The following is a 12,853-nucleotide window of genomic DNA, read 5'->3' on the forward strand; positions in this document are numbered from 1 at the left end:
TACAATTCAAATATTTCAGCCCGCTGGAGCTCTTTACATTCTGACGGTTTAATATCTATAAATATATCGCCTCGCTGAGGCTTTTTAATAATAAACCCGACGAGTTTTAAAAACTGACGGGTTTTGTGTTTTAGGAGAGCTTCGGAGAAGCGAAATATTAATAGAATACAATAGATATTTACAATATAAAGCTCCAGCGGAGCGACATATAAATTATTTACAATTCAAATATTTCAGCCCGCTGGAGCTCTTTACATTATGACGGTTTAATATCTATAAATATATAGCCTCGCTGAGGCTTTTTAATAACAACCGACAGGTTTTAAAACCTGTCGGGTTTATTGATTTGTAAACGAGAGGCTTCGACTTCGCTCAGCCTGACAAAATGCATTATTCCTTGTTTGTAGCTTGCTCTTTTTCTTCTGCTTTTTCAGAATGTTCTTTTTTAAAAGTGTCGTACCATTTTTCAATTGACGGATATACAAAAGCAGCGACTTTTTTAACCGGATTATAAAAAATAGTATTATCTAAAGTTTCCTTTTTGGCGAAAGTATTGAAATTAATTTTCTCAAACAAAGCAATAAATATACTTAGAATAAGAATAGTTTTTAGAACCCTGAAAAATCCGCCTCCTAGTTTGTTCATCCAGCCCAACATGGCAAAATCCGCAATTCCGGTTAATATTTTTGCCAGAAAATAAACGCCAATTACAACCAGAATAAAAGTTAGAATAAAAGCCGTAATCTGGATATTGGTAGGATTCCAAGAAACATGTTTTGAAATCATTTCGCTCATTAATGAAGAAAACTTTATGGCAAGATAAATTCCTAATAGCAAAGAAATAAAAGAAGCGACTTCAACAAAAAGTCCGTTTTTAATGCCTTTATAAAGACTATAAAGTAAAAGCGTGGCAACGATAATATCAAAAAAACTCATGGCAAGGTTATGAAAAGAATTATATTTCTATTTTTGTAAAAAACACCATAATGAGAAAAAACCTGTTAATCAAAATTTTAGCTGTTATATTATTTACATCTTGTTCAAACGACAACGGGGACAAAGATAATACAGTTGATCTAAAATCAATTCTGATAAAAAAAATAACTGAAACCATTTATTTTTCGAACAATTCTGAAACACAAATATTAAATTTTTCATACGAAAATAATGTTTTAAAAAGTGTTGCTTCGGGTAAAAACAGATCTGAATTTTTATATAACGGAGATAAAATCAGTAAGGTAAATTATTTTGAAAATGAGATTGCAACTGGTTTTACAACATTTTATTATGATGGAGATCTTTTAGAATATACTTTATCAGGCATAAATCAAGATGAAAGAACTGAATATTGGTATAAAAATGGAATTCTTAATTTACAAAAATCAGGTTACTTAACGGGTGGAAATTTTATAGTTCAGAAACAATCAATATATTCTTTTGATCAAAATAAAAATGCGACGGAAATTACAGAGAAATCATCTTTATTTGGCCCTGAAACAATTTCTAAAAGCAAATATTTTTATGAAAATAAAAACAACCCGATGAAATTTATGAATAAATATTATCGACTTGTTTTGGAGACCGAAGGCTTTGACGGAATATCTAATAATAATGTTACGTCAAAAGAATATTATTATCCTGTTACAACTGAAACTCCTGTGTATTATAATTTTGAAATAGTATATAATGCTGATGATTTTCCAATTGAAATAAAAAAGATTGCAAAGGCAAATAATTTTGTGATTTCAAAAACGGTTATTGAATATCAATAAACAAGAAGACTTTCAGTATTATATTTTAAAATCCTATATTTTTTATTTTTGGTATGATTGAAATTTGAACTGTGTATCTTTGCAAATCAAATTTTAGAGTTCAGATTGTAATTCTGCCCCTTCAGAATTGAATTTTTAAACAATCTAATATCTAAAATCAACAATCTAAAATCATACAATGTCTAGAGATATACAATTAAAAGAGCGCTGGGAAAAGCTCGTCGATATACTTTCCAATCAATTTTCGCAGGGCGAAGACTTAGATTTGGATGCCATAATTTACCTAATTGGAGTTCAGGAACTCGGAAAACTACACCGTGAATTCAAAAAAGATGAAAAATTAAATCTGATGCATATTGCCATCTGCCGATTGTTAGAACCATACGGATATTACGAATTTGACTTTTTTGATGCCGAAGGCTGGCCGCACTATAAAATAAAAGAACAACTCCCACCGTTAAAAGCTGGTGAACAATCGGTTTTAATGAAAGAAGCAATCGTGAATTACTTTTTAGAAAGAAAATTGATTGAGTAGTTTTTTAGTTTACAGTCGCAGTCTCAGTTCCTCAGCTTTTGAGACTGGAAACTGTCACTGAAAACTAAGACTAAAAACTAAAGAAAATGTGTAGATACGGAATGGTATCCTATAAACCTCATTATGCTTGTTTTAATTGTCGAAAAACATTTAAAAGAAGATTAATGGGAGATATTAAAAAGGGAGAAACATCGATTTTTGAAGCCAAATGTCCGCAATGTGGAGAATTAATGGCAAACATGGGACTTGATTTTGAATCGCCTAAGAAAGACGACGTAAAAAAATGGGAACATCTTAAAAGCTTATATTCTGTTGGTATTACATTTCATTCCTGTGGCTGCAGCGGACCAGGGTATATTCCAAATTCAAAAGAAAAATTAATCGAGTATTTTGAAGGCATAAAAAAGACATATCTTAAAAATATGGATTTTTGGCGAACCAGAATTGAACCTTCAACAAAAGAGGAAAAAGAACGGGATTTAAATAAAAACTGGCATAAATTAAGCAGTATCTCTCCTAATTACAAAAAGGAAATAGTAACCAATCAGCAAGGTTTAGATTATTGGCATGTAAAGATTAAACAAGTTGAAGAAAAGTTAAATCTGATAAAATAATTTACGGAAAACCTAAAACTGCAGCTGTGACCGCACACTTTCAACTAAAAACACTAAATTTGTACTCTCAATTATCGAAGGAAAATGATAGATAAGATAAAACAGCATATAGAGGAAGCTAAAGCCTTTAATGAGAAAAATAAAGAATCTTTAGAACAATTTCGTATTAAATATTTAGGAAGTAAGGGTTTATTAAAAGAACTTTTTAATGAGTTTAAAAATATTCCAAACGACCAGAAAAAAGATTTTGGACAAGTAATCAATACCTTAAAAGCTGTTGCTGAAGAAAAAGTAAAGCAGATTCAGGAAGAGCTGGAAAGCAAAGAAGAATCAAAAGGAGTTTTTGGTGATTTAACACGTGCTGCAGAACCAGTAATTATTGGTTCACGCCACCCAATTTCTATTGTTAAAAATCAGATTATAGATATTTTTGCCAATATCGGCTTCAACGTTTCTGAAGGACCGGAAATCGAAGACGACTGGCATAACTTTACCGCATTGAACTTGCCAGAATACCATCCGGCACGTGATATGCAGGATACATTTTTCATTCAGACTAATCCTGATGTGTTATTGCGTACGCATACATCATCTGTTCAGGTGCGTTATATGGAAAATCATAAACCGCCAATTCGTACAATTTCTCCAGGACGCGTTTTCCGTAACGAAGCGATTTCATCTCGTTCGCACTGTATTTTCCATCAAGTAGAAGGACTGTACATTGACAAAGATGTTTCTTTCGCCGATTTAAAACAGACATTGTTATATTTCACAAAAGAAATGTTCGGAAAATCTAAGATCCGTCTTCGTCCGTCTTATTTCCCATTTACAGAACCAAGTGCTGAAATTGATATTTATTGGGGACTAAAAACAGAAACTGATTACCGTATTACAAAAGGAACAGGCTGGTTGGAAATTGGAGGCTGCGGAATGGTAGATCCAAACGTTTTGAAAAACTGTGATATCAATCCAGATGAATACAACGGTTTTGCTTTTGGAATGGGAGTAGAGCGTATTGCAATGCTTTTATACCAAATTGGCGATATCCGTATGTTTTATGAAAATGATGTTCGTTTCTTAGAGCAGTTTAAAGCAAATATTTAATTTAAGTCGAAAGTCTAAGGTCGAAAGTCATAAAGTCTTTGCTTTGTGGCTTTCGACTTTCGACTTTTAAACTTTTGACTCATATGAAAAAAGATATAATAATTCCAGAAGTTGAAAATGTATTTCTTGCTGCTGTGCAGGAATGGAGCGACGATTTTATGGAAAAAGTATGGTACGCTTATTTAGTTAATGACAGTGATTTTAACTTAGACAGCGTTATGGTAGTTTCAAAAGCTTTTGGAACGATTGACGGCGAAATGAAAAAAACGTCAATTCTGCGTCATGCTTTTGTTGAGGTTCCTTCGGTTTCTGTTGTTAAAATAGAATTGGTCGAGAAAAGCCTTTTAGCACTTAATAACGAATTTATGGTGACTTTCTTCATTGGAAATACTTTGTACGATAAGAAGTTTATTTTTAAAGCCAATTCGCTTGACGAAAATAAAACGGAAGAAGTGCCGATTTTGTTTGTTGAAGGCGTGATGGTGAAGTAGTTTTTGTCATAGTTTACAGTCTCAGTCTCAGTTTTTGAGGCGTATAAAAAAAGTCTAAAATTTTATTTTAGACTTTTTTTATTTTAAAAACTGTAAAGTATGCGTATTTAAAACTGAAAACTGAAAACTGAAAACTGCGACTGTAAACTAACTACTGTGGTAAAACAGGCGGACGCATTCTATAAGCTCCAGTTGATAAACTCATAATAAAATCTTCTAGAGCATCTAATTCTGATTTGCTTAAATTTAATTTCTGAATGAGTTTAGAAGTCGTTGGAAACAAAGTGTCATTTAATTGATTTTCTTTTCGTTTTGGCTGAGGCATTCCAGCGTTGTAAATATTTAAAATGCCTCGTAAATTTGGAAACAATCCATTGTGCATATAAGGCGCATTTTGAGCGACACCTCTTAAAGATTGCGTTTTAAATTCCCCAACATTTTCTGCTTTTTCTGTCACGTTATATCGTCCTAAATCCTGATATTCTCTTCCGTAATACGTTAAACCAATATTATGGAATTTATTATCGGCAAAATTCGCTGTGTTGTGACAGTTAATACATCTTGCTTTTGTACGGAATAAATGTAAACCTTCGACTTGTTTGTTTGTCAATTGTGTAGAATCACCTTCAATAAATCTGTCAAACTTGCTTTTTGGCGTAATCAAAGTTCTTTCGAATGTTGCAATGGCTTTTAAAATTTCTTCCTGAGTCAGTTTTTCTTTTCCAAAAGCCTTTTTAAAATACGGTTTGTAGCCTTTTATTTTGTTTAAACGTTTTGTTGCTAAGTCGATATGAAAGTTCATTTCTTTAGCATCTTTTATTGGAAAACTTGCCTGATCTTCTAAAGTTTCGGCTCTTCCATCCCAAAAGAAAACTTTAGAATACGCAATATTCATTAAACTTGGAGCATTTCGGTTTCCCTGCTGTCTGCCTTCACCGTATGAAACTCTTCTGGCATCGCCCCAGTTCAATTCTGGATCGTGGCAGTTGGCACACGAAATCTGCCCTGATTTGGATAATCTAGGATCAAAGAAGAGTACTTTACCCAATTCGGCTTTTTCTTCGGTATACGGATTGTTTTTGGGAAATTCAGGTTTGCCTAAAATCCCTATATCTTCAAAACCTTGTGCGTACACAATAGAGTCTACTTCTGGTTTAGGCCATTTTTGATAATCGCCGCTGCTGTATAATTTTTTTAATTCAGATATGGATAGGTTTGGTTCAATCTTAGCATAAGAAAGCATGATGAGTGAAACTACCATTGCCCCAATGCCGATTAACTTTGTTTTCATTTTTTAATAATTTAATTGTACACCCATTTGAACCCAATAGGTGGTGTTGGTATTAATGCTGACTGGATAATCAGTTTGTTTTTTAAGTGCGATTTTCTCTTTTAAATTGGTAAAGAAAACCACTGTTTTGTTATTTTTTGTTGGATAACTGTATTGTAAACGCAATGCAGGAGCAAAATAATGGGTTGTATTAACGGCATAATCATAAAGAATCACTTCGTCAAAAAAACGGGCATTTGTGCCGCCCGAAGTATCGTAATATTCCAGTTTTGACGGAAGCGGGAAATACATATTGAAACTTACGGTAGTATTTAATTTACTTTTGTTGAAAGCAAAATCCTTGCTGGTGTAAATTCCTGTGTTTAACGAATTTAATTCAATATGTGCTGTGGCCAAAATATCATTGTATTCGTTTTGCTGATAAAGCATATTCAAACCCAATAAATAATCAATTTTTGAACCTGTTTTTTTTGATAATGACGCTGTCCAATTGATTTTGCTTAATGAATTGGTATAATTGTAACCATTGCTTTGTTTGTCAAAATTGCGGGCATCACTTTGATCAAACTGTAAAGTGGACTGAATTTCTTTTTGTTTCCATTTATGAAAAGCAAATAATTCAGCATGATTGGCTTTTGTTTTTATTTTCATTCTTTCATATTCTTTAAGAGAATAAGAACTAGGATAAAAAATATTGTTTGAATTTTGCTTGTAATACAAAGCCGTAAAAATTGTTTTTTTATTTGAGAAAGTATATCCTAACCCTGCTTTGTCTATAAGGTCTTTATAGTTGTAAGAATAACTGTCTTCAATAGATTTAAAATAATTTAGAATTCTTCCATAACCTGCATTAAAACGAAGATACGTTTCAGGATAGGCTTCGTAATTTAAAGTGGTATTATTATACGTATAACTGAAATCTTTTTGGTTTTCAGCATAACTGCCTAGAAGAAATGCTTTATGATTTTTTGAGATTTGATAACCAAGCTGTAATTCTCCTCCCAGTTTTCTGTTGATAATTTGAGATCTTGGGTCTAAAGTCCTGCTGTATTTTTCGGCACCGTAATTAGCTTTAACAGCAACAGATAAATGATTGGTAATGTCTTTAGAAAAACCGCCGTTTAACGCATAAACCTGATTGTCCCAGTTGGCTTTTCTGGGAACATAAAAATAATGCGGTGTAATCACTTCCTGTTCTTCGGCACGATCATCAGAAATTACAAATCCCAGATTTTTTTCGAGTATTTTTTTGATGGTTAAATTGCCAAATAACTTCCATTTAGATTTTGTTGTAAAATATCCCTGTGCTGAAAATTGATACGTATTAACCTCATTTGCAATCTGCTTTCGGGCAAATTCATTTTGCTGATGCTCATAAGAAACTTCAGTAAAAGTAAAATCCTTAATACTTGGAGTTGTATAAATAATAGGGTATTTAAAAACTTGATTTTTAATCTGATTATCAATAATGTGGTTTTGCACTTTGATGGTGTCTTGTGCCTTTACATTAAAAACGAAAGAAAACAACAAAAGGAGTAATGCCCAGTATTTCCAGGCATTACTTTTAATGTTATTTGTTTTAATCTTATTGATTTTCATTAAAGAAAATTTTTAGTTGAATCCTCTAGGATTTGCAGTTACTTCCACAAAATCGTTTGTAGAGTTATTAGTGTCCTGAAGAACAATTCTTCCGGCAATTGTAGTTTTAGTTTTTCTCATTACTGATTTTGAAGAATACGCTCCAGAAGGCAGATAAGTATTTCCTCCATCAATTTGTGGCTGCAGTTTTTTAGGAATTAAATTAGATCCTAAATCTTTTGTAGTATCAACACCATCAATAATAACTGAATTAGGAATTTGAAGGAATAAGTTTTTATCTCCTTTAGGGTTTTTGTATGTTTTTAAAGCAGTGAATGCAGCATTCTCCATTTTAAAAATAACATAAGCCTGTCTTCCGTTCGAATCTAAGATCATATCATTATTACTATTTCCCCAATAAGCAATCTCTACATCCGGAACAGCAGGATTTTGGATGTCGTATTGATAAAGATCACCTGAATAAGTTCCTAAGAATGATTCGAAATCTGCCGTACTTAAATCTACAGTCAGTTCAGGGCTTACAATACTAACTGCTTTACCATTATTATCTACATAATTGGCTTTATGATTAATTGCGTTTTGAGCAATAACAATACTTGCTCCCGGCTGTACAGGATATTGTGTGCCGTTTCCTGGTATTTTGATGATATTAATTCCGTAAACAAAATCTGTATTTGCAGTATTTCCAATAGTCATTCCGTCTGATTTGCTCCAGTCAAACTGACCGTTAGCCAAAGAGTATGCTGTTACTGTTGTTGCAGTAGATCCTGTAAGCTGCGCCATGTATAAACCATCAGCATACTGAACCGTAGTTGAGTTATTGTAAATTTCGATAAACTGATCTCTAAATACCGCTCCTTTCTTAGTATCAGAACCACCGTAGTAAATTTGTTTAATTACAAAATCACCTACTTTAGAAGTTTTCATTTCTACGTTTGCAGTAATAGAAGCAGCATTTACAATAACGTTGCTTTCTGCTCCATTAAAATTAATTTCTGCTTCTGTTGGCGTATATCCAAAAGTCTCCGTAAATTCAGCAGACTGTATTACTTTGGTAGCCGTAATAGAATACGTTCCCGGTAAAATTTGTTTAAAAAGGGCAACACCATTTTCGTCAGACTCAACCGTATATTTATTAGCAGTTTCTGTATTCACAATAGTAACACTTCCTTTTTTAACAACCTGACTGTTAAAAGCAGCATCGTATTTAAGCGAAACGCTAAAGTCTACAGGTTTTAATGCTTCACTTTCGTTATCGTCATTGCTGCAAGACTGGATAATTAATCCAAAGAGTATTATAAAAATAGAGAGCGTTTTTTTCATAGTATATAGATTTAAAATTGATAATTAAGTCGGGTTCCAAACGAAAAGTTTGCGATATCATACATGGTTCTTAAATTGTCTTTGTCGTAATAAGGTTTTAGATTTAAAAAATTCGTAGAATAAAACGAAACACTAAATCCGTTTAAGAAATCTTTAGAAATACGCAGATGAAAATTGTGCAGCATATCCCCAAGTTTGGTTTGAGTACCTTTTATAGTTCGAATAATGTGACCGTATTTTTGTAAATCACTACGTTCTTCCACCGGAATTTCGTGGTAAGTCAATGTTGCATCTAAATAACCATTTGGAAACTCACTCGTAGGAATGTAAGAAGTACGCAATATAGTATGCTCGCTTCTCAAGGACAGCAATAAACCTGCTTTGGGAATATGATAACTAAAATTGAAACTTGCTGTAAAGTTTTCGTTTGTTGTTGGCATTGAGGGAAATACGCCGTATTTTTCTGCAGATAACAAATTTGTAGAAGCATAATAATTAATAGACTTACTATTATCATTAGTCTTTACATAAGAGGCATTCATGCTGACATCCAGATTTAATGCTTTGATCTTGCGGAAATTTATTATCGTTTCAACACCCATATCTTCAGAATTCGTATTGTTTTGAATGCTGTTGGTTAGGTAATACAGTTTTGCTGTGCCAACAATCTCATACGTTGGAATTTCTGTTCCGTTTGTAATGACATTTGCTTGTGGGATTTCTTTTGAAACAGGAACCTGCTGGCCTGTAAAACCATTCGTCAGTTTGTTGTAATATCCAGTAAAATTTATATTGACAAAAGGAAGATCTATATCAATTCCGCCTTCAGTTTTTAATGACTTAGAAGGTTTTAAATTGAGGTTATCACCAGGGCTGACTACAGTCAAAATCCATGCTTTTTGATAAACACCGGGATAACTGTAAATTCCGCTGCCCAATAATCGGTCTAAGTAGCGTTCTCCAGTATATAATTGATTAAGCGAAGGAGCTTTAGACGATAATCCAAACCCGCCGCGGACTCTAAAAGTTTTGTTTAGAGAATAAGAGGAATTAATACGTGGCTGTAACGATACGTTACCAGACTGATTTTCATATCTAATTCCGTAATCAATATTCAGGATTTTATCTTTTTCAAATTTTTTATATACTCTGTCCTCCAGATAACCAGAAAACTGAGTTTCAGTTCGGGTTCTGTTAAAATCATAGTCTCTATAGCCCAGCTTGCTGTCGCCTCCTTCAGCAAGAACATAAAAATTTATTAAACCCGTTGCGCTGCTTTTTCTGCCTTCTCCTTTGTTTGAACTTGATCTTCCTGATAGTCCGAATGAAATGCTGTGTACCCAATTGGTTGTAGTAGTAAGGGTTTTAGTGGTTTCAAGATTCACAAAAGTAGAAATTGGAATACCTTCGACTGTGCTGATACTGGTATATTGAGACGGAATAACGAAAGCTTCATGAATTCCTTCTTCTTTAGAATCAGTTGCAGCGGTTAAAGATCGATTTATCCATCTTTCTTTTCTGGAAAACTGCCTGTCATAAGAGAAACCGCTATTTATGTTTATACCATCCAGCCAAATGTTTGAAGGTTTCCACATTAAGTTGTTAGAAATCGAAAAACCCTGCTTTTCATTTTTAACCACATCTGCCGTAATATTATCCGGATCATGTTTTGCATCATCTAGGTTTGATCTAACGGATAAATTCAGGGTATTTTTTATTTTAGAAAGTTTATCTGTAGTTTTCCAGGCAAAACTTCCGCTGATGCGCTGATAATTCAATAAATTGTCTCTAGGGTCTGCTTTAGAATCTAAATAGTTAATTCCAAAATTCATGGAGTTTCTTGAATCTAATTTAATGCCTTTGGTTAAATTCAATTCACTTGTAGCATCTCTAATAGAAGCAGAAACTCTGTACGGACTGTTTCCAACTTTAGTCGTTATCAAAACAAGTCCTGAAGTCAAATCCCCATATTTTGCAGAAGGAATTCCCTGAATGACTTTTATCTCCTCAATAGTATTAGTTGGAATTTCCCTAAGATCGACCCCGACATTTGGGTTATTAAAAACTTTATTACGAATGCCATAATCATTGCCGGCCAAAGTACGTGTATTTGGACTAAGTGCCTGCATATTTTCATTGTTCGAAATTGGAATATCATTTATTACAAATGAAGTTCCAAACGCTTTGCTGCCTTTTGAAGAATTACCATCAGATGCCGTACGAAAAACAATATTTTTATATTCATTTAAAGTAAAATCTACGGTTTTTTGTCCTGGAAGCTGTTGTAAAACATCATCTAAAGAAAAAGCCTGAACATTATTTATGGCATTTGTTCCGAGAGTTAATTCAGAATATTTACGCTCTTTATTCGCTGTAACCATTACTTCTTTAAGATGAAGCGTATTATCTTCTAAATAAACAGTAATAGAGTTCTGCCCGTCTTTTAGTGATTGATTAATTTCTTTTTTTCCAAGTATCGAAAAATTTAGCTCAATATCCTGAAAGTAAGGAAGCGTAATGGTGAAATTTCCATCTTTATCAGAAATCGTCCAGTTTTCTGTTTTGGTATCACGAACAAAAACACCAGATAAAGATGTAGATGTTTCTTTCGACATAACTTTACCAGAAATGGTTTTTTGAGAAAAAATTGTTTGAGTGAACAGTAAGAAAATTATAATGTAGCGCACCTATATTTAATTTAGAACAAATAAAAATAATGATGCAAATCTATTGATAATTCTTTGCGAAGCAATGAAAAATAAAGGAATTGTAAAATAGAGTATAAGTCAAATTGTGAGAAAATAACAATTTGTAAGTTTTAAATAATGAAGTTATCTTGTTGATAAACAGTTGAGTAATTCTTGTGATGTTTTGTAAGGCTAATAACTTAACTTTTTTTATTTAAGATGTAGGTTTGATGTATTCTCAGATAAAATATTTCTTGTTAATTGAGTAGTTTTTATTCACTCAGTTTTATTTTTAAGATTTCTTATCAATAAAAAAAGAGCCAAGACTGAAATTCAGTTTGGCTCTTTTTTCTTGCTTCTTGTCTTTTAAAAAAAATACTAATCTAAAGATTCAGTCAATTTTCTAAATACAGATTTTGCATCTTTTCCTTCGTATAAAACAGCATAAACAGCATCAATAATTGGCGTTTTAGCACCATATCCCTGATTTAGTTTATAAGCACTTTTTGTAGCATAATACCCTTCGGCAACCATACTCATTTCCATCATGGCACTTTTTACAGTGTATCCTTTTCCTATCATATTTCCAAACATTCTGTTTCTTGAAAAAACTGAATATCCTGTAACTAGTAAATCGCCCAAATAAGCCGAATCATTAATGTTACGTTTCATTTTATGAACTTTACGAATGAATTTCTTCATTTCGCGAATGGCATTACTCATTAAAACCGACTGGAAATTATCTCCATAACCTAATCCATGTGCAATTCCGGCTGCGATTGAATAAATGTTTTTCAGCATTGCAGCGTATTCGGTACCAATAATATCATCAGAGATTTTGGCTTTAATGTAATTTCCGGAAAGTGATTTTGCTACTATAGAAGCTTTTTCTGGATCACCGCAGGCAATGGTTAAATACGAAAGTCGTTCAAGAGCAACTTCTTCTGCGTGGCATGGACCAGTAATAACACCAATGTTGTAATACGGAATATCGTATTGAATATGAAAATGCTCGCCAACTATTAAACTTGTTTCAGGAACAATACCTTTAATAGCCGAAAAAATAATTTTATCAGCTAATGAAACTGTCATGTTTTTTAATTCAGCATCAAGAAAAGCAGATGGAATCGCAAAAATAATGTAATCTGCATATTCAATTGCTTCGTTTATATTGCTGGTCAGTTTAAGTTTATTGGTGTCAAATTCAACAGAACTTAAATAGTTTGGATTGTGTTTGTATTTTTGAAGATGTTCAATTGCAGATTCATTACGCATATACCACGCAATTTCAGAAAGATTAACGCATAACATTTTTGCAATTGCCGTAGCCCAGCTTCCTCCTCCAATTACTGCAAATTTTAACTTTTCGCTCATTATTTTATTAATTTAAAACAAAAGTACTTAATAATGTGCTAATAAAGCAAAATCTGATTTAAG

At 32.8% G+C, this 12,853-nt stretch carries 11 protein-coding genes; 5 read left to right on the forward strand and 6 right to left on the reverse strand.

Annotated features, from left to right (window positions below; genetic code table 11):
- Positions 1–390: 390 nt before the first annotated feature.
- The gene (locus tag ACTJIW_RS16465; protein WP_440716211.1) at positions 391–936 is read right to left on the reverse strand and encodes a CvpA family protein; all 546 of its coding nucleotides are present in this window, start codon (positions 934–936) and stop codon (positions 391–393) included.
- A 50-nt stretch (positions 937–986) separates the two neighbouring features.
- Here ACTJIW_RS16465 and ACTJIW_RS16470 point away from each other — a divergent pair, with 50 nt between their 5' ends.
- The 5 genes from ACTJIW_RS16470 to ACTJIW_RS16490 all read left to right on the forward strand — a co-directional run bounded on the left by ACTJIW_RS16470 (position 987) and on the right by ACTJIW_RS16490 (position 4,516).
- Positions 987–1,772, forward strand: coding sequence for a hypothetical protein (locus ACTJIW_RS16470; protein ID WP_440716210.1), 786 nt, complete (start codon positions 987–989; stop codon positions 1,770–1,772).
- 178 nt (positions 1,773–1,950) lie between these two features.
- A complete protein-coding gene (locus ACTJIW_RS16475) occupies positions 1,951–2,307 on the forward strand; it encodes a hypothetical protein (RefSeq protein ID WP_012022858.1) in 357 nt (118 codons plus the stop codon).
- A gap of 164 nt (positions 2,308–2,471) precedes the next feature.
- The gene (locus ACTJIW_RS16480; protein WP_440716209.1) at positions 2,472–2,921 is read left to right on the forward strand and encodes a hypothetical protein; all 450 of its coding nucleotides are present in this window, start codon (positions 2,472–2,474) and stop codon (positions 2,919–2,921) included.
- A gap of 84 nt (positions 2,922–3,005) precedes the next feature.
- On the forward strand, positions 3,006–4,025 hold the full coding sequence (gene pheS / locus ACTJIW_RS16485) for a phenylalanine--tRNA ligase subunit alpha (RefSeq protein WP_012022856.1): 1,020 nt from the start codon (positions 3,006–3,008) through the stop codon (positions 4,023–4,025).
- Between the two features lie 83 nt (positions 4,026–4,108).
- Entirely contained in the window at positions 4,109–4,516 is a 408-nt protein-coding gene (locus tag ACTJIW_RS16490) for a hypothetical protein (RefSeq protein ID WP_012022855.1), read from the forward strand.
- Between the two features lie 151 nt (positions 4,517–4,667).
- On the opposite strand, the gene ACTJIW_RS16495 is transcribed toward ACTJIW_RS16490, so the two are convergent.
- The 5 genes from ACTJIW_RS16495 to ACTJIW_RS16515 form a co-directional block, all read right to left on the reverse strand.
- Positions 4,668–5,807 (reverse strand): cytochrome-c peroxidase, encoded by a 1,140-nt coding sequence (locus ACTJIW_RS16495; protein ID WP_440716208.1) that lies wholly within the window; start codon positions 5,805–5,807, stop codon positions 4,668–4,670.
- 3 nt (positions 5,808–5,810) lie between these two features.
- The gene (locus tag ACTJIW_RS16500) at positions 5,811–7,406 is read right to left on the reverse strand and encodes a DUF6850 family outer membrane beta-barrel protein (protein WP_440716207.1); all 1,596 of its coding nucleotides are present in this window, start codon (positions 7,404–7,406) and stop codon (positions 5,811–5,813) included.
- A 12-nt stretch (positions 7,407–7,418) separates the two neighbouring features.
- The gene (locus ACTJIW_RS16505; protein ID WP_440716206.1) at positions 7,419–8,729 is read right to left on the reverse strand and encodes a DUF4876 domain-containing protein; all 1,311 of its coding nucleotides are present in this window, start codon (positions 8,727–8,729) and stop codon (positions 7,419–7,421) included.
- Between the two features lie 11 nt (positions 8,730–8,740).
- Positions 8,741–11,416, reverse strand: a complete 2,676-nt coding sequence (locus tag ACTJIW_RS16510; protein ID WP_440716205.1) for a TonB-dependent receptor — start codon at positions 11,414–11,416, stop codon at positions 8,741–8,743.
- Between the two features lie 378 nt (positions 11,417–11,794).
- On the reverse strand, positions 11,795–12,790 hold the full coding sequence (locus ACTJIW_RS16515) for an NAD(P)H-dependent glycerol-3-phosphate dehydrogenase (RefSeq protein WP_012022850.1): 996 nt from the start codon (positions 12,788–12,790) through the stop codon (positions 11,795–11,797).
- Between the last annotated feature and the right edge of the window lie 63 nt (positions 12,791–12,853).

The sequence above is a fragment of the Flavobacterium sp. 22659 genome (assembly GCF_052044235.1).
GTDB lineage: Bacteria > Bacteroidota > Bacteroidia > Flavobacteriales > Flavobacteriaceae > Flavobacterium > Flavobacterium johnsoniae.